A 22032-nucleotide genomic window follows, 5' to 3' on the forward strand; every position below is an offset into this window, starting at 1 on the left:
CATCATCGCTGGTGATGCGCCATGAACATCTCGGCGCTCTTCATCAAGCGGCCGGTGGCGACCACCCTGTTGGCGATCGCCATCCTGCTGTCGGGCTTGCTGGCATATTTCCATTTGCCGGTGGCGCCGCTGCCCAACGTCACCTATCCGGTCATCGTGGTGCAGGCCAATATGGCCGGCGCCAGCCCGGACATCATGGCGTCGACAGTGGCCGAGCCGCTGGAAAAGCGCCTCGGCGCGATTGCCAATGTGACCGAGCTGACTTCGCAAAGCTTCGTCGGCTCCACCCAGATCGTGATTCAGTTCGGCCTCAATCGCGATATCAACGGCGCCGCCCGCGACGTGCAGGCTGCCATCCAGGCCGCACGCGCCGACTTGCCGACCACGCTGCGCAATAACCCGAGCTATCGCGAGTACAACCCGGCGGATTCGCCGATCATGGTTCTCGCGCTGACATCAAAAACACTGACCCGCGCGCAGCTTTACGATTCGGCCGATTCGGTGATCCAGCAGCAGCTCTCGCAGGTCGATGGCGTGGGCCAGATCACTCTGGGCGGCAGCGCCCTGCCCTCCGTGCGCGTGGAATTGCAGCCTGACAAACTCAACAGCTACGGCATTGGTCTGGAAGACGTGCGCGCAGCCATCAGCGCCGCCAATGCTGACAGCGCCAAGGGTCATATCGATCAGGATGGTCAGCGCTACGAAGTCACCTCCAACGACCAAATCAACAAAGCCGCGCCTTACCGCGACCTCATCGTTGCCTATCGCGACAATTCGCCGGTACTGCTGCGTGACGTGGCGGATGTGCAGGACTCCGCGGAAAACATCCGCAACATGGGTCTGTACAACGGCCAGCCCGCCGTACTGGTGATCGTGTATCCGTTGCCTGGCGGCAACATCGTCAAGACCGTTGGGCAGATCCGCAACGTGCTTCCCTCGATTGAAGCCACGCTGCCGCGCAATGTGCATATCGGCATCGCCGTCGATCGCTCACAGTCCGTGAACGCGGCGGTAGGCGATACCGAACGCTCGCTGTTTATCGCGGTGCTGTTGGTGATCGGCGTGGTGTACGTGTTTCTGCAATCACCACGCGCCATCCTGATTCCCGCCGTGGCATTGCCGCTGGCCATCGTCGGCACCTTCGGGCCGATGTACCTGATGGGCTATAGCCTGGACAACCTCTCGCTGATGGCGCTCACCATCGGCACCGGCTTCGTGGTCGACGACGCGGTCGTGGTGCTGGAAAACATCGTGCGTCATGTCGAAGAAGGCATGGACGTGCGCGAGGCGGCACTTAAAGGCAGCGGCGAAGTCGGCTTCACCGTAATCTCGATGAGCATCTCGCTGATCGCGGTGTTCCTGCCGATTCTGTTGATGCCCGGCATCATCGGCCTACTGTTCCACGAATTCGCCGTCACCTTGTCGATTGCGATTCTGTTGTCGCTGCTGATCTCGCTCACAGTCACACCAACCATGGCCGCCTACCTGCTGCGCTCCGGTGCAGCCATGCACTCCAAGGCGCGTTGGGCGGTGTGGTACGAGAAACAGTTCGAGCGCTTCAAGCAAGCCTATTCGCGCTCGCTCAGCGCCGTGCTCAACAACGCGCTGATGATCGGCCTGATGCTGATCGGTCTGATTGTGCTCAATGTGTTCATGATCAAGCTGCTGCCTTCCACGTTCTTCCCGGAACAGGACAACGGCATTCTGATAGGACAGATCATTGCCGACCAGAGCATTTCCTTCCAGGCGATGGAGCAGAAGCTTGCGCAGCTGCAATCCATCGTGCAGAAGGACCCTGCTGTCGCCTCAGTGGCGGGCTTCACCGGCGGACGCGCATTGAATACGGCTAACGTGTTCGTGGAACTCAAGCCCCTTGCCGAGCGCAAGCTCTCGGCGGCGCAAGTGGTAGATCGGCTGCGCCCCAAGCTCAACGCCGTTTCCGGCGCCAAGCTGTTCATGCAGGCCGCGCAGGATCTGCATATTGGCGGACGATCGTCGGCGGCGGAATACCAGTACACACTGACCAGCGATGATCCCACGGCGCTCTACACCTGGGTGCCAAAACTGGTGGCGGAGCTGGGCAAATACCGCAGCCAAATGCAGGATGTAAATTCCGACCTGCAACAGAACGGCTTGCAGACCTATGTGAATTTCGACCGCGCCACCATGGCCCGCTACGGCTTTGCGCCGAACCAGATCGATGCCGTGCTTTACGACGCCTTCGGCCAGCGCACCGTTTCGACTGTCTACAACCAGCTCAACCAGTATTACGTGGTGATGGAAGTCGCGCCGAAATACTGGCAATACCCGCAGATGCTGGACCGTGTTTTCTTCAGCACCGCGGCGGGCAATCCCACGGGCACGCAGCAGACGCAGATGCCGGGTGGCACGGTTTCCGGTGTGACGGCGCATTCGGCGGTGACGGCGTCCAGTTCCGGTGCGTCGAGCACCAATTCGCTCAATGCAAACGCCCAGGCCAACCAGCTCACCAACGCGATTTCCAACTCCAAGGGCGGAACCTCCAGCGGCAGCGCGGACAGCACGGCTGCCGAAACGATGGTGCCGTTCCCGGCCATGCTCAGCTATACGAGCAATCACACGGCAACTCAGGTGAATCACCAGGATGGCCTGGTTGCCAGCACCATCTCGTTCAACCTGCCGCCGGGTGGCTCGCTGAGCAACGCGATCACCGCGATCAACCAGGCGATGCAGGCGCTTGGTATGCCGGCATCCATCCATGGTGCTACAGCGGGCGCGGCGCAGGTCTATTCGCAATCGATGTCGACCATGCCGCTGCTGATCCTGGCGGCACTGGCGGCGGTGTATATCGTGCTCGGCATTCTGTATGAGAACACCGTGCATCCGATCACCATTCTGTCCACTCTGCCCTCAGCGGGCATCGGCGCAACGCTGGCGCTGCTGATCTTCGGCACGCCGTTCTCGGTGATCGCGATGATCGGCATCATTCTGCTCATAGGCATCGTGAAGAAGAACGCGATCATGATGATCGACGTTGCCATCCATCTGCAGCGCGACGAAGGTTACGAACCCATGAAAGCCATCCATGACGCCGCTGTGATGCGTCTGCGGCCAATCATGATGACCACTGCCGCCGCCGTGCTGGGTGCGGTGCCGCTGGCTGTTGGCATCGGCCAAGGCGCATCGCTGCGCCAGCCACTAGGTATCACCGTGATGGGTGGCTTGCTTCTCAGCCAGGTCTTTACCCTGTACACGACACCGGTGATCTATCTTTTCCTCGACCGCCTGCGCGCAAGACTCGCCAGGTGGTCCGCCACCTTGCCGTGGAACCGATCGGACGCGAGTGCATCAACATGAAGATTTCCCATACCGCGTTGGCTATATCGCTGACACTGCTGCTCGGCGGCTGCATGGTCGGGCCTGACTATCATCGTCCGCAGGCGCCAGTGCCCACCCAGTACAAAGAGCTTTCTGGCTGGATGCAGGCCGCACCTTCCGACGAAGCGCCAAAGGGCGACTGGTGGACGACCTTCAACGATCCACTGCTCGACCAGCTGGAGCCGCAAGTATCGGTTTCCAACCAGACCGTGCGCCAAGCCTATGCCAACTACCAGGAAGCGCTGGCCGACGTGAAAGTGGCGCGCGCGTCGTTGTTCCCCACCATTGGCTTGAGTGGTTCGGGTACCAAACAGCGAACTACCAGCAGCAGCGCCAGCCTCAACCCGGATTTCCATCCGGTCAGCACGTCCGGCTCGGCCGAAGGCAATATCAGCTGGGCGCCTGATCTGTGGGGCAAGGTCCGCCGCACTATCGAGGAAAACAAAGCGACGGCGCAGGCCGACCAGGCCACGTTGGCCAACGCCACGTTGTCCGAGCAGACGGCCCTGGCTACGGCCGTGATCGAGCTGCGCGTGACCGATGCCAACACCGACTTGCTCCAGAAAACAGTGGACGCCTACACCGAATACCTGCGTGTCGTGGAGAACCAGGGCACGGCCGGTACCACGCCGCCTTCCGATGTCATTACCGCACGCACGCAACTGGAAAATGCCAAAGCGAGTCTGATCGCGCTGGGCGTTGCACGAGCCCAGTATGAGCACGCGATTGCGGTGCTGGTTGGCAAGAATCCGGAAGAACTCGATATTCCGCACAGCACAACGCTACCTACACTGCCCGACGTCCCGGTTGGCGTACCTTCGACCTTGCTGCAGCGTCGTCCAGACATCACGGTCGCAGAACGCCAGATGGCGGCACAGAACGCGGCGGTCGGCGTGGCGATTTCCGCGTATTACCCCAGCATTTCGCTGTCGGCAGCCGATGGTTTCTCGCAATCGCCGCTGGCAGGATTGCTGCATCTAGCCAATCACATATGGTCCGTTGGTGCAGATGTCGACGAAACCGTGTTCGATTTCGGCGCACGTCACGGTGAAGTGGCCGCTGCCAAAGCAGCCTACGAGGCTGCCGTCGCCAACTATCGCGGCACCGTGCTGACCGCCTTCCAAAACGTAGAAGATGATTTCTCCGGCCTGCGCATCCTTGCCCAGCAAGCCGACGTCCTGGATGCAGCCGTAAAGGATTCCACGCAAGGCGCGCAGATCGCTTTGAATGAATACCAGGCCGGTACCGTGGATTACACCACCGCCGCCACGGCGCAAGCTACGCAGCTGAGCACGGAAGAAAGCGCGTTGAGCGTGAAACAACAACGCCTGCTCGACACCGTGTCGCTGATCGGCGATCTGGGCGGTGGCTGGTCCGCCGATCAGCTGGGAGATTCGAAGCAGGCAGACAAGCAAGCCAATGCCGAGCACTGAACAGGCCTATCCACATGTTTGAACTCTCGCCAATCGTCGCCGGCCTTTGGCGTATCGTGGATTGGAAGCTCGACGTACAGGAACGTGTCCACTGGATCGAACAGGCGCTGGAGTTAGGCATCACCTCGTTCGATCATGCTGACATTTACGGTGATTACCGCGCCGAAAGCCTGTTTGGCGAGGCACTGAAAACCGCGTCTGCTTTGCGCCAGCGCATGCAGCTGATCACCAAGTGCGGGATTCGCCTGCGTTCGGCACAGCGCCCCTACCGCATCAACTACTACGACACCAGCGCCAGCTACGTGCGCGCCGAGGTCGAACAGTCGCTGCGTAACTTGCATACCGAACAACTCGATCTGGTGCTGATCCATCGCCCCGATTACCTGATGGATGCCGCAGCACTGGCTGACACTTTCGCCACGCTCACGCGCGAAGGCAAGGTCGCTCACTGGGGTGTTTCCAATCACACCACCAGCCAGTTTGCGCTGCTGCATCAACATTGCCCGCTGCAAACCAACCAGGTGGAGCTTTCTCCCCTGCAGATGGACGCACTGGACGACGGCACGCTCGATCAGGCGCAGCAACTTGGATTGCGCCCGATGATCTGGTCACCGCTCGCCGGTGGCCGCCTGTTCTCCGGCGATGACGAACAGGCCCATCGTGTCCGCGCCGAGATGTCCACCATCGCCGCACGCTATGGAATCAGCCTCACCACGCTCGCCTTTGCTTGGGTGCTGCGCCACCCTTCTCGCCCCTATCCCATCACCGGCACCGGCCGTCTCGAAGGCTTACGCGATGCCGTTGCCGCGCGCGACGTGCAACTCGACGCGGAAGATTGGTATGCCCTCTGGACAGCAAGCAAAGGGCACGGCGTACCCTGATCGTGGCGCACCGCGCGTAGCGAAGCTATTGAAGGTCGTATACGGACATCGTCTTCAACGCGTTAGCAATCGCATCGCGATTGGCATCGTTAGGTTCAATACGACCGTCGTTCGCAAAGTTCAATTTATGATCGGGTAATCGCATCGCCCGCATGAAAACAGCACGGTAGCGAAAATTCATCGTAAGGCTGACTAGCTGGCGTATCGTCAATACCTTGCCACCATTGTCCTGCACCGCTGCCTCCAGCATATCGTTCCAGCCTTGGATGAATCCCGAGGCGGTATTGCGGATCTGGAGCGCAATGGACTCCCGCATGAAATTATCTGCGTTGATCGGTTGCGAGGCCTGTCTGGCCGCTGCCACATTCTGAGCAAATTGTGCCTTCAGCACTTGTTCGGCCGCCTCAACATCCGGCGCAGCCTTGGTTCTGTAAGCAAGTTCACCCAGTGCAAAGACCATGTTGTTACCAAGCACATCGTCAGGCATCACTACATCGTAGTAGCGTGTCTTCGCCTGCTGCTGCACAAACGTCGGTGTGAATGCCCATGTCGTACCGCTGACATAGCCGCCAAATGGACCTCTTGTCGGTGGCAGCGTTGAACGCTCGCCCACTTTGAATGCTGTCAGCTGTCCAGACGACGCAAGCTCGTTCAACTGCGCGGTCAACGTTGGTGATGACTTGATGGCCACGTCAAAAAGCTGGTATTGCTCTGGCGGCACACTGGATTGCAGCGTCGAAAGAATGCCTTGCAATGGATTGTTTGCCGCGACCGTCTCCACAGACGCAAATGCAAATATCACGCTGACAATAGACGTCGCGACTAATTTCATCGCATCCCTCCCCTGTGCGAATGCATCGCCGATTCGATGTTCCAATGCTAATGCATCTCACGGATACAACTGCAAGAGGACAACGCCGCAAATAATTGCGTCAGCGATCAGCCGTTGCTGACGCCATGCGGCACATGCCCCGTTGCTACATGCTTGCGCGCAGACTCTACGTTAGCCGGTGAGTCGTCGAAAAAGATATCGGCGCCAAAAGCGTCCAGGAATGGGCCTTTGTCGCGGCCACCAAGGAACAAGGCCTCATCGATACGCACGCCCCAGCGGCGCAAAGTGAGAATCACGCGTTTATGTGCGGGGGCGGATCGCGCGGTGACCAACGCGGTGCGAATCGGCGAGTTTTCTGCGGGAAATGCAGCCTGTAGGCGATGCACGGCCGTGAGGAAACCACGAAATGGTCCAACGGACAGCGGCTCATCTGCAAGTTCGGTTTCACTGCGGTGAAAAGCTTCCAGGCCCTCTTCGCGCGAAACGCGCTCACCTTCGTCACCAAAGATCACCGCGTCGCCATCGAAGGCGATGCGCAATTGCTCGCTGGCTCGCGGCGGCGTAACGGAAGGCAGGATCGTGGCTGCGGCGACGCCGGCTTTCAGTGCGCGACCAACATCTTCGGCATTGGCGGAAAGAAACAGATCGGCCTTGAACGGTGCGATGTAATCAGAAGTCGGCGCGCCGCTGGTAAATGCGGCACGGCTGATCTCAAGACCGTAATGCTGGATGGCATTGAAAATGCGCAATCCGGTATCGCCGGAATTGCGCGACAACAGGATCACCTCGACCGGCGGCACGTCACCCGCGAGCTTGTTGAGGCCCAACAGCTTCTGCACCAGCGGAAAGGCCACCCCGGGCTTCAGGATTTCGTTTTCGTGTTCGATCTGGAAAGCCCTGTACGCGTCCAGACCATCCCGCTCGAACAACGTATGACTGTCACCAAGGTCGAACAGCGCCCGCGACGAAATGGCGACAACCAGGCGATTATCGTTGGCGGCGCCGGGATCGTGAGCGGTTTTGGTGGGGTTGGTCATGAGCGTCAATCTACCTCAACGCCGTAGATCGGGGTAAGCACCAGCATCCCCATCTACGAATTGAAGTCATCAATCCGCGGCAAACTGCTCATCCAGAATGCGCTGTTCCAGATTGTGCTCCGGATCGAACAGCAATCGCACACCCTGCTCCCGCGACTGATGGATTTCCACGGCGCGAACGTTGCGCACTTCCAGGAAATCGGCGGTCGCGCTGATCGGACGCTTGACTGGATCGAGCACACGCAGGCTGACCAGCGTGCGATGCGGCAGGATCGCGCCACGCCAACGACGCGGACGGAAGGGACTGATTGGCGTCAAGGCCAGCACGTTGGCATCGAGCGGCAGAATCGGACCGTGCGCAGAAAGGTTGTAGGCGGTAGAACCGGCTGGCGTGGAAACCAGGATGCCGTCGCAGACCAGCGTGGCCAACTTCACATCATCGTTGAGCTTCACTTCCAGGTGCGCGGCCTGGTTGGTCTGACGCAGCAGTGACACTTCATTGAAGGCGAGTGCGGTGCGCGTCTGACCATCCGCATCGGTCGCCTGCATTTCCAACGGGAACAATTCGGCGGTGTGTGCACGCTCGATGCGCTCGGGCAGCTCATCGATCCTGTGTTTGTTCATCAGGAAGCCGACACGGCCCAGCTTCATGCCGTAAACGGGCACGGCGATAGCACGGTGTGCGTGAAGGGTGCGTAGCATGAAGCCGTCACCGCCCAGTGCGACGATGACTTCCGCATTGGTGGCGGGCACATCGCCGTAACGTTCCACGAGTTTGCGACGTGCCTGCTGGGCAACGTTGGTTTCACTGGCGACGAAGGCGAAGCGCATGCGAGATCCATCTGAGTGCTTTCAGGTGATCGAGCTTACGATACAGAAGAAAGCGTGACCATGTCTCGGCTCAAGCTCCCTCCCCTACATACAGGGGAGGGAGCCATGTTCGGCCAGCATGAAGCTTTCGCTTATGCCACCGGCACCTGTGCCAGCTGCGCCAAGCGACGCACCGCCACCGAAGCGATCGGGTAATCCGCGTTCTGCGTGAGGATTTCCGACAGCATGCTGCGGGTGTACTTCAGCGTCGGATCGTCGCGATCCAGCCAAGCCTGCACCGGCGACACATCCTTGGTGCCGCCGTTCAGCGCAAGCACCTGCGTGGCGAGGGCGCGATGCTGGTGGTTGAGTTCATCCAGCAGAGAGCCGCGCGCCTGGGCGTGCCAGTGACCGTCCACCGGCAACGCTTCGATCTGACCGCGCAACCACTCCAGATCAAGCGCCTGGCCCAGTTCGTAGAACACATTGGCCACTTTGGCGATCGGCTGACCGGTCTGCTTGGCTACTTCGACCATGTCGAGCATGGAGCGCAGTTCCGGCAGCTTGGCCAGACGCAGGGCCAGTTCGATCGGGAAGTCCAGACCTTCCCACTTCTCCTGGCTGGTGGCGAAGTCGGCCTTGCCGGCCGGCGTCAACGCATCCGGCACAGTGGCGCTGAGTTCGGCTACCGCGGACTGGTAACGCTCGACGTTGGCGGCGATGTCCAGCGTGCCAGCCGGACGGTTCAGCAGCCAACGCGTGATGTGACGCAGCAGCGACCAGATCTGCAAGATCGCATCGATCTGCGTGCTCTCAGCCACTTTGCTGTCCTGCGCTTCGATCTGCGCCCACAGGTCGCGTGCGCCGAGGATTTCTCGTGCAGCGGTATAGGCCTTGGCGATCGCCGCCGGACCCTGCCCCGTATCTTCCTGCATGCGCATCATGAAGGTGGCGCCCATGCGGTTGATCGTGGAGTTGGTCACCGCAGTCGCGATAATTTCGCGCTTCAGGCGATGGCGCTGCATGTGCTCGGCATACTTGTCGTGCAGCGGCGCCGGGAAGTAGCGCACCAGCTCCTTGGACAGGTACGGATCTTCCGGCACATCCGAATCCAGCAGTTGCTGGTACAGGCGAATCTTGTCGTAGGACAGCAGCACCGACAGTTCCGGACGAGTCATGCCTTGGCCGCGCGTCTTGCGCTCGGTCAGCTCGGTTTCGCTCGGCAGATTTTCAACCTGGCGATCGAGCAGGCCTTCACCTTCCAGTGTGCGGATGAAGTGCGCCATCGAACCCAGGCGTTTGGCCGACTGATGTTCCATCAGCGTGATGGCCTGGTTCTGGCGATAGTTGTCCCACAGCACCAGTTCGCCCACTTCGTCGGTCATGGCGGCGAGCTGCTGATTACGGCCGTCGACGGTGATCTCGTTACGCTGCACGGCATCGTCGAGCAGGATCTTGATGTTCACCTCGTGGTCGGAGGTGTCCACACCGGCGGAGTTGTCGATGAAATCGGTATTGAGCAGCACGCCATGCTGCGCGGCTTCGATGCGGCCCTTCTGAGTGAAACCCAGGTTGCCGCCCTCGCCGATCACCTTGCAGCGCAGCTCCGCGCCGTTGATGCGCAGCGCGTTGTTGGCGCGATCGCCTACATCCGCATGCGTTTCGCTGGAGGCCTTCACATAGGTGCCGATGCCGCCGTTCCACAGCAGATCCACCGGCGCCTTGAGGATGGCGCTGAGCAGTTCGGTCGGCGACAGGTGCTGCACATCAGCCTTCAGGCTCAGCGCGGCACGTACTTCGGGCGAAATCGGAATCGACTTCACGCTGCGCGGCCACACGCCGCCACCGGCCGAGATCAGCGACTTGTCGTAGTCCTCCCAGCTCGAACGCGGCAGCTTGAACATGCGCTCGCGCTCGGCGAACGACTTGGCCGTATCCGGATTCGGGTCGAGGAAAATATGGCGATGATCGAACGCCGCCACCAGCAGGATGTGCTTCGACAACAGCATGCCATTGCCGAACACGTCGCCGGACATGTCGCCGATACCGGCGCAAGTGAAGTTCTGGCTTTGCGAATCGCGGCCCAAGGCGCGGAAGTGGCGCTTCACCGACTCCCATGCACCCTTGGCGGTGATACCCATGCCCTTGTGGTCGTAGCCGTTGGAACCGCCAGATGCGAACGCATCGCCCAGCCAGAAACCGTGTTCAATCGAGATCGCGTTGGCGATATCGGAGAACGTGGCCGTGCCCTTGTCGGCAGCAACCACCAGGTACGGATCGTCCTGATCGTGGCGCACGACATCATGCGGCGGAACGACCTTGCCTTCTACCAAGTTGTCGGTGATATCCAGCAGACCGTTGATGAACAGGCGATAGCATGCAATGCCCTCGGCCAGCTGCGCGTCGCGGTCGCCGCCTACCGGTGGGTGCTTGACGAAGAAGCCACCCTTCGAACCGACCGGCACGATCACGGTGTTCTTCACCATCTGCGCCTTCACCAGGCCCAGCACCTCCGTGCGGAAGTCTTCGCGGCGATCCGACCAACGCAGACCGCCACGCGCTACCGGCCCGAAGCGCAAGTGGATGCCTTCCACGCGCGGCGAGTACACGAAGATTTCGCGGTACGGCACCGGCTTGGGTGCATCCGGCACTTGCTTGGAGTCGAACTTGAAGCTGATGTAGTGACGGTGCGCACCATCCCACTTCTGGAAGAAGCTGGTGCGCAAGGTGGCACGGATGGTGTTCATGAAGCTCAACAGGATGCGCTCGTCGTCGAGGCTGGCCACATCATCCAGCAGCGACTTCAGCGACTCCCACAACACATGTACTTGCTGCTCGCGCGGCTGCGTCAGCACGTTGACGATGCCGTCGACCAGCTCGGGCTTGGCCTTCTGCGTATCGGCCGGGATCAGCGCATGCATTTCGCGGCGCAGGTCGGCCTTGGCCTGATCCAGTTCGGCGGTGCTGAGCTGCTCGCGGCGCGGATCGAACTTGGCGTTGAACAGCTCGACCAAGAGGCCGGCAATCGCCGGATAGCGATTGAGCGTCTCTTCCATGTAGCTCTGCGAGAACGCGATGCCCACTTGCTGCAGATATTTGCAGTAGCCGCGTAACACTGCCACCTGACGCCAGTCGGCTTGCGCCGTCAGCACGAGGTTGTTGAACCCGTCGCTTTCGGCCTGACCACGCCACAGTGCCTCGAAGCTGCGCTCGAAGCGCTCGCGCAGGTGAGGCAGTTCGAACACCAGCGGCGATTTCACCTTCAGCTCGAAATCGTGGATGGTCAGCGTGCGGCCTTCACTTTCCAGCGTATACACATGCTCGGCGAGCATGCGCACGCCCATGTTCTCAAGCATCGGCAGCGCATCGGACAGCGAGATCGGCGTACCAACATGGATCACCTTGAAGCGCAGACTCTGGTCGCGCGGATCCTCATAAAGATTGAGGTGGATCGAGTCGTCGCTCTTCAGGCTCGCCAGCGCCATCACATCGTGCGCAGCCACTTCCGGCGACACGTCTTCGATGTAACCGGCGGGCAGCGTCTTGCCGAAGCGGTTAAGCAGGGCCACACCCTGTGCTTCGCCGGCGTGACCGATCAGGCTGTCGCGCAGGCCATCGTGCCAATTGCGCACGATATGGGCCAGACGCGTTTCCAGTTCCTGCGCATCGTAAGACGGCTGGTCACCCGGATGCGGACGCACCGTGACGTGCAGGCGCGCCAGTGCGGATTCGCCCATCAGCACGTTGGAGTCCAGGCTTTCACCGTGGAATACCTCCCGCAGCATGTTTTCCACACGCTCACGTACCGTGGTGTTGAAGCGATCGCGCGGCACAAACACCAGGCAGGTGAAGAAACGACCGTAACGGTCGCGCCGCACGAACAGGCGCGCACGGGCGCGCTGCTGCAGTTCGAGAATGCCGGTAGCGGTGGTGAACAGTTCGTCTTCGCTGGCCTGGAACAGTTCTTCCTGCGGCAGAGTTTCCAGGATGTGACGCAGCGACTTGCCAGAATACGAATCGCGCTTCAGACCCGAACGCGCCAGCACGGCCTCTGCGCGCTGGCGTACCAGCGGCACATCCTGCGGACGGGTCATGTAAGCGTTGGAGGTGAACAGACCGAGGAAACGCTGCTCGGAAACCGGTGCGCCGTGGGCGTCGAACTTGAGCACACCGACGTAATCCATGTTGCCGGCGCGATGCACGTGCGAGCGTGCGTTGGTCTTGGTCAGGATAATCGCATCGTAGGAACCGGACTGCGGCAGATCGTGCGCCGCCAGCGTGCGCAGCGAACGCGGTGCCACGGAGCGTTCACGACCATGCAGGATGCCAAGGCCCGAATCTTCGATCGGGCGCAGCACCTCGTCGCCCTCGGCTTTGGCCACTTCGTATTCGCGGTAGCCGAGGAAGGTGAAATTGTCATCCGCCAGCCAGCGCAGAAACTCGCTGGCCTCATTGATGGATGCCGCATCCAGCTGCAGCTTGCGGTTCGGCAGATCGTCGGCGATGGCCAGCGCCTTGTCGCGCATCGCGCTCCAGTCGTGTACGGCGGCGCGCACGTCTTCCAGCGCTGCCTCGATCTGGGTTTCGATCTGCGATTTGGCGTCGGCGCCTTCAATATGGTCGACCTCGAAATGCATCACTGACTCGGGGAGACCCTGATCGTCGCCAATGCGCTGCAGTTGGCCGTTCGCATCACGGCTGACCTTCACCACGGGATGGATCACGGCGTGAATCGGCGAATGCGCGGCGAGCACCATGCTGACCGTGTCGATCAGGAACGGCATGTCGTCATTGACGATTTCAACCGCGCTGCGTCCTGCATGGCCCACGCCGACGATGCGCACCACCGCCCGGCCGGCCGGACGCTGCTGCATGAAGTCGATCAGCCCGGCAATCACCGTGGCCCATTCGGCCGGCGTGTGCAGATTGACGTCAGAGCTGACGATACGCGAGAAAAAGGTGCTGATAAAAAATTGCGCCTCATCAAGGCGCTTGGTCGGAAAACCGCTTTTCTTCAACTCTTCGAGCACAACAGACGCGAGGGGGATGTCGTTGGTCGCACGGATCGCATTCATGGCTTCTACTTACTTAAGAAGTGGAGATGGGTAAGACGTGAAAACGCTTGGGAATGGAGCGGAAAGCTTGAAAAGGATACGCCTCGCTTTGCATTGAATCCATCGGCAGCGCAACAACGCACGCTTTATCCGTGGGCATGAATCAGCGCGCAGTCATACAAGCGTCCTGCGCGCTCGCGCTGATTGTCACCACACCCCGGCTCGCTAGCACAAAGGGACCGGCCACCATCATCCGGACAACCGCAGCCCATGCCGAATCCGTGCGCATGCGAACGGCCCTATCACGCCACAAGACACACCTTGGGTGTATAAACGCTGCACCACACCCACTTTCCCAACGTCTTGAGTCGAACACATGACAAGTGGTTCGCCACGGAGGGCGCAAGGGGCCCGGTGTCTTAAGTCACTACTTGAAGGGGCTGGTTTTACACCGCGGATAAATTGTAAACTGGCCGGTATAGTGTTTCTGACGCCCTGTCGTTGGGGGACGAACGACACAGGACAAACTGGCAGTTATCCGATAAACGTAAGATTTTCCGGCATGTTGAGCCGGGCATACGAATGGCCGTTGCCCATCCCCCTACCCCGATTACGCTTTAGTCATGGAGTTCTCATGAAGTCGACGCCAATGCGCACACCGGTGCTGTGCCTGAGTCTGCTGGCGCTTGCCGCCTGTGGTAAGGAGCAAGGCCCGCCCAAGATGCCCACCCCGACCGTAGGCGTGGTCGAAGCACAGCCCCAGAACGCCCCGCTCAGCAAAGACCTCGTTGGTCGCCTGTCTGCCTATCGCAGCGGCGACGTGCGTGCCCGCGTATCGGGTCTGCTGCTCAAGCGCGTGTACACCGAAGGTACCGACGTGAAGCAGGGCCAGCTGATGTTCCAGATCGATCCGGCCCCCTACAAGGCAGCGCTAGCCGCCGCCCAGGCCGCACTGGCATCCGCCCAGGCCACCTATACCAATGCCCACATCGTGGCCAACCGCGATCGCCAGCTGGTACCGAAGGGTTATATCTCGCAGGCCCAGATGGATACCGACGAGGCCACCGAGCGCTCGTCCCTGGCCGCGGTCAAACAGGCCGAGGCCAATGTGCAGACGGCCCAGGTCAACCTCAACTACACCAACATCACCTCGCCCATCTCCGGCCGTGCCGGCGAGCAGCAGGTGACCGAAGGCGCCATCGTCGGCGCCAGCACCGCCGACAGCGGTTCCAGCTCTACCTTGCTGACCACGGTCGACCAGCTCGACCCGATGTACGTCAACTTCACCCTCAGCGCCGCCGATCTGGACACCCTGCAGCACGCCCAGCACGCCGGCAACGTGTCGTTGGCAGACCAGAACAAGACCACCGTGGAAATCACGCTGCCCAGCGGCAACAAGTATGAGCAGGTCGGCACGCTGGATTACTCCTCGGTGATCGTCAACCCGACCACCGGCGCAATCAACATGCGTGCGCTCGTACCCAATCCGCAGCAGCGCCTGCTGCCCGGCATGTACGTCACCCTGACCGCCAACATGGGTGAACTCAACAAGGTCTTCCTGATTCCGCAGGCCGGGATTCAGCGCGATCCTGCCGGTGCCTATGCCCTGGTCGTCGGCAAGGATGGCAACGTCGCCCAGAAGCGTGTAAGCGCTGACAACATGCGCGGCAATGACTGGGTGGTCACCAGCGGCCTGGAGACGGGTGATCAGGTGATCGTTTCGGGCATCCAGGTCGTCAAGCCGGGCGCGCCCGCCAAGGCCACCCCGTGGACGCCTGATCAGGCGCCTGCTGGTCAGGCCCCTGCCACCGCTGGCCATCAGTAAGGAGAACACTGATGCCGAGTTTCTTTATCGACCGCCCCATTTTCGCTTGGGTGGTCGCCATTCTCATCACCCTGGTCGGCACCATATCCGTGCTGAACATGGGTGTGGAGTCTTATCCGAACATTGCGCCACCGGAGGTCACGGTTACCGCGTCCTTCCCGGGTGCCAGTGCCCAGACCATGGAAGACACGGTCACCAAGGTCATCGAGCAGCAGCTCACCGGCGTGGACAACCTGCTGTATTTCAGTGCGGCCTCCAACTCCAACGGCACGGCCACGATCACCCTGAGCTTTGCCACCGGCACCAACCCTGACATCGCCCAGGTGCAGGTGCAGAACAAAGTGTCGCTGGCGCAGCCGCAGTTGCCGGCCGAGGTGGTGCAACAGGGCGTGGTGGTGGCCAAGGCCAACCCGGACTTCCTGATGTTCGTGGGCCTGATCTCCAACAATCCGGAGATCGACGGCAAGCGCCTCAATGACATCGTCGGCGCCCAGGTGATCAATCAGGTCGGCCGCATTCCCGGCGTAGGCAGCACCTTCCAGGTGGGTTCCGAGTACGCCATGCGTGTGTGGTTGAACCCGGACAAGATGCAGGGTTACGGCCTCTCCGCGACGCAAGTCGAGAATGCGATCTCCGCCCAGAACGTGCAGTTCGCAGCCGGCTCGCTGGGTGCCGATCCGTCGATCAATGGGCAGAGCTTCACCGCCACGGTATCGGCTGAGGGCCTGTTCTCCTCGCCCGAGCAGTTCGGTGACATCATTCTGCGCGCCAACTCCGATGGCACCGTGGTGCGCATGAGAGACATCGCGCGCATCGAATTCGGTCCGCAAACTTACGGCTTCGCCTCCACGTGGAGCGGTCAGCCGGTCGGTGGCTTCGGCGTCCAGTTGCTGCCGGGTGCTAACGCGCTGAATGTGGCCGAGTCGGTGCGTGCCAAGATGGACGAACTGGCCAAGGACTTCCCGCAGGGTGTCACCTGGTTCGCACCGTACGACAGCACGCCGTTCGTGCAAGTGTCGATCAAGGAAGTGCTGCACACGCTGATCGAGGCGATCATCCTCGTGTTCTTCGTGATGCTGATCTTCCTGCAGAACTTCCGCGCCACGATCATTCCGACCCTGGTGATTCCGGTCGCCCTGCTCGGCACCTTCATCGGCCTTTCACCGCTCGGCTTCACCATCAACCAGCTGACCTTGTTCGGCATGGTGCTGGCGATCGGTATCGTGGTGGACGACGCGATCGTGGTGATCGAGAACGTCGAGCGCATCATGACGGAGGAAAACCTGCCGCCGAAGGAAGCCACGCGCAAGGCGATGGGCCAGATCACGGGTGCCGTGGTGGCCATCACGGTGGTGCTGGCGGCGGTGTTTGTGCCGTCTGCGCTGCAGCCGGGTGCCACGGGCGTGATCTACAAGCAGTTCGCGTTGACCATTGCCGTGTCGATGGGCTTCTCCGCCTTCCTGGCGCTGTCGTTCACGCCGGCCTTGTGCGCCACCATCCTCAAGCCCACCCATGAGGAAAAGAAGAACTTCATCTACAAGTGGTTCAACACGACCTTTGACCGGGTGACGCACACTTACCACGGCCACATCGGCAGTGCGGTGCGCCATGCACCACGATGGATGATCGTGTTTGCGCTGATCACCATGCTGGCAGGCTTCCTCTATACCAAGCTGCCCACCGGCTTCGTGCCCAGCGAAGACCAGGGCTTTGCTCTGGCCATCGTCAGCCTGCCTCCGGGTGCAACGCTGGAGCGCTCAGAAGCGGTGATGAAGGAGATCCAGGACAAGCTCGGCTCGAGTCCATTGAAAGATGACTATGTGGGCATGTACCAGATCAGCGGTTTCAGCTTCGTAGGTAGCAGCGAAAACGCCGGCATGGTGTTCATCAAGCTCAAGGACTGGAGCGTACGTTCGATCACGGCGGATGATTTCATCCTCAAGGCCAACGGCGTCCTGCACGGTATCCGCGACGCGCAGATCTTTGTGGTGAACCTGCCTACGATCCGCGGCTTGAGCCAGTTCGGCGGCCTGGACATGTATCTGCAGGCACGTAGCGGCCAGTCGCGCGCCGAGCTTGGGCAAGCGCTGGGCATCCTGTTGGGCAAGGCTGCGCAAAGCCCCACGCTGTTCGGCACCCGCCCGAACGTGCTGCCTAATGCGCCGCAATACAACCTCACCGTGGATCGCGTACAAGCATCGGCGTTGGGCCTTTCGGTGAGTGATGTGTACACCGCCATCCAGCTCATGCTGGCGCCGGTGTATATCAACAACTTCATCTACGAGGGCCGCGTGAAGCGCGTCATGGTGCAGGCTGACGCACCGTACCGCATGGATACGGATTCGCTTAGCCACATCTACACGCCCAGCTCGCTCACCACGACGTCGACCACGTCGTCGAGCACCACCACGTCAGCCAACGGTCCGTACAGCATGATTCCGTTGTCCAGCGTGGTGCATTCCACCTGGGGCATGGGCGCTCCCTCGCTCACGCGCTACAACGGCTATCCGGCCATCGAAATCGTCGGCGATGCCAGCAAGGGCTTCTCCACTGGCCAGGCCATGGGAACGCTGCAGAACATCGTCGACAGCGATCTGCCCAAGGGCTTCGGTGCGGACTGGACGGGCCAGTCGTATCAAGAAGTGTTGGCGGGTAACTCGGCCACGCTGTTGATGATCCTGTCGATCGTCATCGTGTTCCTGTGCTTGTCGGCGCTGTACGAAAGCTGGTCGATTCCGGTCGCCGTGCTGCTGGTGGTACCGCTGGGCGTGCTGGGTCTGACCCTGGCGTGCATGCTGCGCGGCTTCCCCAACGACATGTACTTCAAGATCGGTATGGTGACGGTGATCGGTCTGGCTGCGAAGAACGCGATTCTGATCGTGGAGTTCGCGGTGGAACAACAGGCTGAAGGCAAGACGCTGTTCGACGCTGTACTTACCGCAGCTCGCCAACGTCTACGCCCGATCCTGATGACCTCGATGGCCTTCATCCTCGGCGTGCTGCCGCTGGTGATGTCCACCGGCGCCGGCGCCAACTCCCGCCACGAGATTGGTACGGGCGTGATCGGCGGCATGGTGTTCGCCACCTTCCTCGGCCTGCTGCTGATTCCAGTGTTCTACGTCAGCGTGCGCCGCATGCTGGGCGACAAGCTGGATGAAACAACGCACAAACTGGCGCGTCACGAACACACGTCACACTGAGGTTAAGAGTCATCCAAATAAAAGCCCCGGCAATGCCGGGGCTTTTTTTATGGCTTAAACATCAGGCGAAGCAAACACCTGCTTGATGCTGTTCCGCAGCCAGCGGTGAGCCCGATCAGCGTCGCGGTTTGACGCTCAGGAACGCTCGTTAAGTCACGCACAGATTCTGCAGCAGGATTGCCGCAGAACCTGCATCGATCAACGCAATCCAGTCTCGGCGCGCGCAATCACGATGCGCTGGATTTCGCTGGTGCCTTCATAGATTTCGGTGATCTTGGCATCGCGGAAATAGCGCTCCAGCGGCATTTCCTTCGAATAGCCCATGCCACCATGAATCTGCACAGCCTGGTGCGCAATCCACATCGCCGCTTCGGAAGCGACCAGCTTGGCCACCGAAGCTTCCGTACCAAAACGGCCGCCGTTCTTCTCCGCCTCACCCTTCGTCCACGCTGCACGCAGCGTCAGCAAAGTAGCTGCGTCGAGCTTGCACTTCATGTCGGCGATCTTGGCCTGTGTCATCTGGAAGGTGCCGATCGGTTGGCCGAAGGCCTTGCGATCGCGCGCCCACTGCAGCGTGGCTTCGTACGCGGCGCGGGCGATACCCACCGCCTGCGAGGCAATACCGATGCGGCCGGCATCCAGCACACCCATCGCAATGGAGAAGCCCTTACCCTCTTCGCCCAACAAATCGTCCTTTGAGCAAACGTAATCGTTGAACTCGATCTCACAGGTCGCCGAAGCGCGAATGCCAAGCTTCGGCTCCGTCTTGCCAGCATGGAAGCCCGGCTTCTGCGTATCGATGATGAAAGCCGACACACCCTTGGCGCCGATGCCCGGTGTGGTGATGGCGAACAGCACGATATAGCGCGCGACCGGGCCGGAGGTGATCCAGCTCTTCTTGCCGTTGATCACCCAATCACCCTCGACATTCTTCGAGGCGCGCGTGTGCATGGCCGACGCATCCGATCCCGACTGCGGCTCAGTCAGCGCGTAGGCGCCGATGCCGTCACCCTGCGCAATCGCGCGCACGTATTTCTGCTTCTGCTCTTCCGTACCGTGCTTGAGGATGCCGTTGCAGAACAACGAGTTGTTTACCGACATGACCGTGGACGTTGCCGCATCCGCCGCGGCGATTTCGATCATCGCCAGCACGTAGCCAACCGGATCCAGCCCCGCACCGCCGTACTCATGCGGCACTTCAATACCCATCAAGCCGAGTTGCCCCATCTCGCGGATGTTCTCCAACGGAAACTCGCCTTTGGTGTCGAGCTCGGCCGCTACCGGCACAATGCGCTTCTGTGCGAAATCGCGGGCGATGGCCTGGATGGCTAGCTGGTCTTCGGTGAAACGGAAATCCATAAGGGGCTCCGGGGGCGAACAGATAAGGGGAAGCCGCCCATTTTAGCTGGGCAACGGGACGGAGCCTTGTGCGGGTGCAGCAAGACCGCCCCACTGGTCATTCAGCCGAAGGCCGGAACGATGAGGGGCGAGCCCTTGACGGCCCGATGCAGCCCTCCTACTCTAATCATCTCTCTATCGCGATATAAGGATGCACGATGGATCTGGCTACCGCCTCCAGCGTGTTGCGCTTGCTGGCCGATCCCACTCGCGTGCGTTTGCTGGCTTTGCTGGAACGCGAGGAATTGACCGTGGCGGAACTGGCCGCGGTATTGCATTTGGCGCAGCCGCGCGTGTCGACCCATCTGGCCAAGCTCAAGGAAGCCGAGCTGGTTCGTGACCGCCGTGCCGGCGTCTCCGCCTATTACCGCGCCAATAGCGAAGGCGATGAGCATCAGCATGCGCTGATCCGCTCGCTGCGCGAGAGCATCGACGATGCCCTGCTGCGTGAAGACGCCGCACGCCTGCCTAGCGTGCTTGCCCAGCGCGCCCGCGAAGAAGGCTGGGCCGACAGTGTCGCCGGCGATATGGAGCGCCACTACTCGCCGGGCCGCACCTGGGAAACGCTCAGTCGCTCGCTGCTGCAGTTGCTGGAAACCGGCGATGTGCTGGATATCGCCTCCGGCGACGGTGTCACCGCCGAATTGCTGGCTCCGCATGCGCGCTCGATCGTCTGCGTGGATGCCAGCGAACGGGTGGTGGAAGCCGCTGCGAAACGCCTTGCCAGTTTCGACAACGTGGAAGTCCGCCACGGCGACATGCATGCACTGTCGCTGGAAGCCAATCGTTTTGATCTGGTCCTGATGCTGCATGCACTCACCTACTCCGAACAACCATCCAAGGCGGTCGCCGAGGCAGCGCGAGTGCTTCGACCGGGCGGCAAGCTGCTCGCCGTCTCCCTCGGTCAACACGATCACCGTGCGGTGGTCGAACCGTTCGATCATCGCAATCTCGGCTTCAGCCAAAGCGATCTGACCCAGCTGGCCACCGACGCCAAGCTTGAGGTGATCAGCTGCAACCGCCTCAGCCGTGAACGCAAGGCACCGCATTTTGAGGTGATCAACCTGCTCGCGCGCAAGCCGTAAAGGAGTTTCTTTATGAGCGCTCTTCCCTGGCTCCACCCTGATCGCGTTGCATCACTCGAAGCGGCGCTGCGCGAACGCATCCTCATTCTCGACGGCGGCATGGGCACCATGCTGCAAGGTCATCAGCTGGACGAAGCCGGCTTTCGCGGTGAACGCTTCGTACACGGCCACGACAGCAATCACGCGCACGCGCATAGCCACGACCATCCTGGCAGTTGCGACCTGAAAGGCAACAACGACCTGCTCACGCTGACCAAGCCAGACATCATCCGCGGCGTCCATGAGGCCTATCTGGAAGCCGGTGCCGACCTGGTTGAAACCAACACCTTCAACTCCACACGCATCAGCCAGGCCGATTACCACCTGGAACATCTCGCCTATGAGCTGAACCGCGAAGGCGCTGCGCTGGCGCGAGCCGCCTGCGATACGTACACAGCGAAGAATCCGGCCAAGCCGCGCTTCGTCATCGGCGTACTTGGTCCTACCAGCCGCACGGCTTCACTGTCGCCAGACGTCAACGACCCGGGCTTTCGCAACGTCACGTTCGAAGAATTGGTCGACAATTACAACGAATCGGCCAGCGGACTGATCGACGGCGGCGCCGACATCATCATGGTCGAAACCATCTTCGACACGCTCAATGCAAAAGCGGCCTTGTTCTCGCTGAGCGAATTATTCCGCGCACGCGGGCAACGCCTGCCGGTGATGATCTCCGGCACCATTACCGACCGCTCGGGCCGTACGCTCTCAGGTCAAACAGCCGAAGCGTTCTACTACTCCGTCAAACACATTCGTCCGCTGTCGGTAGGACTGAACTGCGCACTCGGCGCCGCTGACCTGCGCCCACACGTGCAGACGCTAGCCAACGTGGCCGACAGCTATGTCAGCACGCATCCCAACGCGGGACTGCCCAATGCGTTCGGCGAATACGACGAAACGCCGGCGCAAATGGCCTCCGTCATCGGCGGCTTTGCACGCGATGGGTTGCTCAACATGGTGGGCGGATGCTGCGGCACGACGCCAGCGCATATCAAGGCGATTGCGGAAGCAGTGAGTCGTTATGCGCCGCGGAAATTGCCCACTGAAATTGAAGAAGCCGCATGAAAACACCACGCTCTAC

General features: G+C 60.8%; 12 protein-coding genes. 7 read left to right on the top strand and 5 right to left on the bottom strand.

What is annotated here, in order from left to right:
- Positions 1–21: 21 nt before the first annotated feature.
- Genes ISN74_RS12485 through ISN74_RS12495 form a run of 3 tightly spaced genes read left to right on the top strand, consistent with a single transcriptional unit; the run spans position 22 to position 5671 of the window.
- Positions 22–3336 (top strand): efflux RND transporter permease subunit, encoded by a 3315-nt coding sequence (locus ISN74_RS12485; RefSeq protein ID WP_188801083.1) that lies wholly within the window; start codon positions 22–24, stop codon positions 3334–3336.
- On the top strand, positions 3333–4790 hold the full coding sequence (locus ISN74_RS12490; protein ID WP_188801084.1) for an efflux transporter outer membrane subunit: 1458 nt from the start codon (positions 3333–3335) through the stop codon (positions 4788–4790). Before ISN74_RS12485 ends, ISN74_RS12490 begins: the two co-directional genes overlap by 4 nt.
- Before the next feature lie 14 nt (positions 4791–4804).
- Positions 4805–5671 carry an aldo/keto reductase gene (locus ISN74_RS12495; protein WP_188801085.1) on the top strand — a complete coding sequence of 289 codons (867 nt, stop codon included), beginning with the start codon at positions 4805–4807 and terminating at the stop codon, positions 5669–5671.
- A gap of 25 nt (positions 5672–5696) precedes the next feature.
- Here the strand turns inward: ISN74_RS12495 and ISN74_RS12500 are convergent, their stop codons facing one another.
- From ISN74_RS12500 to ISN74_RS12515, 4 genes are all read right to left on the bottom strand, one after another.
- Positions 5697–6503 (bottom strand): hypothetical protein, encoded by an 807-nt coding sequence (locus ISN74_RS12500; RefSeq protein WP_188801086.1) that lies wholly within the window; start codon positions 6501–6503, stop codon positions 5697–5699.
- A gap of 107 nt (positions 6504–6610) precedes the next feature.
- On the bottom strand, positions 6611–7540 hold the full coding sequence (locus tag ISN74_RS12505; RefSeq protein WP_188801087.1) for a 5'-nucleotidase: 930 nt from the start codon (positions 7538–7540) through the stop codon (positions 6611–6613).
- 69 nt (positions 7541–7609) lie between these two features.
- A complete protein-coding gene (locus ISN74_RS12510) occupies positions 7610–8371 on the bottom strand; it encodes an NAD kinase (RefSeq protein ID WP_188801088.1) in 762 nt (253 codons plus the stop codon).
- Between the two features lie 131 nt (positions 8372–8502).
- A complete protein-coding gene (locus tag ISN74_RS12515) occupies positions 8503–13425 on the bottom strand; it encodes an NAD-glutamate dehydrogenase (RefSeq protein WP_188801089.1) in 4923 nt (1640 codons plus the stop codon).
- A gap of 613 nt (positions 13426–14038) precedes the next feature.
- On the opposite strand from ISN74_RS12515, the gene ISN74_RS12520 reads away from it, so the two are divergent.
- Positions 14039–15229, top strand: coding sequence for an efflux RND transporter periplasmic adaptor subunit (locus ISN74_RS12520; RefSeq protein ID WP_188801091.1), 1191 nt, complete (start codon positions 14039–14041; stop codon positions 15227–15229).
- 11 nt (positions 15230–15240) lie between these two features.
- A complete protein-coding gene (locus tag ISN74_RS12525) occupies positions 15241–18429 on the top strand; it encodes a multidrug efflux RND transporter permease subunit (RefSeq protein ID WP_188801093.1) in 3189 nt (1062 codons plus the stop codon).
- A 198-nt stretch (positions 18430–18627) separates the two neighbouring features.
- Here the strand turns inward: ISN74_RS12525 and ISN74_RS12530 are convergent, their stop codons facing one another.
- Complete coding sequence (locus ISN74_RS12530; RefSeq protein ID WP_188801095.1) at positions 18628–19788, bottom strand: acyl-CoA dehydrogenase family protein; 1161 nt, start codon at positions 19786–19788, stop codon at positions 18628–18630.
- 197 nt (positions 19789–19985) lie between these two features.
- Between ISN74_RS12530 and ISN74_RS12535 the strand changes: the two genes are divergently transcribed.
- Together ISN74_RS12535 and ISN74_RS12540 are read left to right on the top strand one after the other, a co-directional pair.
- Entirely contained in the window at positions 19986–20912 is a 927-nt protein-coding gene (locus ISN74_RS12535) for an ArsR/SmtB family transcription factor (protein ID WP_188801097.1), read from the top strand.
- A 12-nt stretch (positions 20913–20924) separates the two neighbouring features.
- On the top strand, positions 20925–22016 hold the full coding sequence (locus ISN74_RS12540) for a homocysteine S-methyltransferase family protein (RefSeq protein WP_188801099.1): 1092 nt from the start codon (positions 20925–20927) through the stop codon (positions 22014–22016).
- The last annotated feature ends 16 nt before the right edge of the window (positions 22017–22032 follow it).

The sequence above is a fragment of the Dyella caseinilytica genome (assembly GCF_016865235.1).
GTDB lineage: Bacteria > Pseudomonadota > Gammaproteobacteria > Xanthomonadales > Rhodanobacteraceae > Dyella_B > Dyella_B caseinilytica.

Coding starts and splice junctions, on each gene's coding strand:
- ISN74_RS12485 (WP_188801083.1), top strand. CDS start 22: ATGAACATCTCGGCGCTCTTCATCAAGCGGCCGGTGGCGACCACCCTG.
- ISN74_RS12490 (WP_188801084.1), top strand. CDS start 3,333: ATGAAGATTTCCCATACCGCGTTGGCTATATCGCTGACACTGCTGCTC.
- ISN74_RS12495 (WP_188801085.1), top strand. CDS start 4,805: ATGTTTGAACTCTCGCCAATCGTCGCCGGCCTTTGGCGTATCGTGGAT.
- ISN74_RS12500 (WP_188801086.1), bottom strand. CDS start 6,503: ATGAAATTAGTCGCGACGTCTATTGTCAGCGTGATATTTGCATTTGCG.
- ISN74_RS12505 (WP_188801087.1), bottom strand. CDS start 7,540: ATGACCAACCCCACCAAAACCGCTCACGATCCCGGCGCCGCCAACGAT.
- ISN74_RS12510 (WP_188801088.1), bottom strand. CDS start 8,371: ATGCGCTTCGCCTTCGTCGCCAGTGAAACCAACGTTGCCCAGCAGGCA.
- ISN74_RS12515 (WP_188801089.1), bottom strand. CDS start 13,425: ATGAATGCGATCCGTGCGACCAACGACATCCCCCTCGCGTCTGTTGTG.
- ISN74_RS12520 (WP_188801091.1), top strand. CDS start 14,039: ATGAAGTCGACGCCAATGCGCACACCGGTGCTGTGCCTGAGTCTGCTG.
- ISN74_RS12525 (WP_188801093.1), top strand. CDS start 15,241: ATGCCGAGTTTCTTTATCGACCGCCCCATTTTCGCTTGGGTGGTCGCC.
- ISN74_RS12530 (WP_188801095.1), bottom strand. CDS start 19,788: ATGGATTTCCGTTTCACCGAAGACCAGCTAGCCATCCAGGCCATCGCC.
- ISN74_RS12535 (WP_188801097.1), top strand. CDS start 19,986: ATGGATCTGGCTACCGCCTCCAGCGTGTTGCGCTTGCTGGCCGATCCC.
- ISN74_RS12540 (WP_188801099.1), top strand. CDS start 20,925: ATGAGCGCTCTTCCCTGGCTCCACCCTGATCGCGTTGCATCACTCGAA.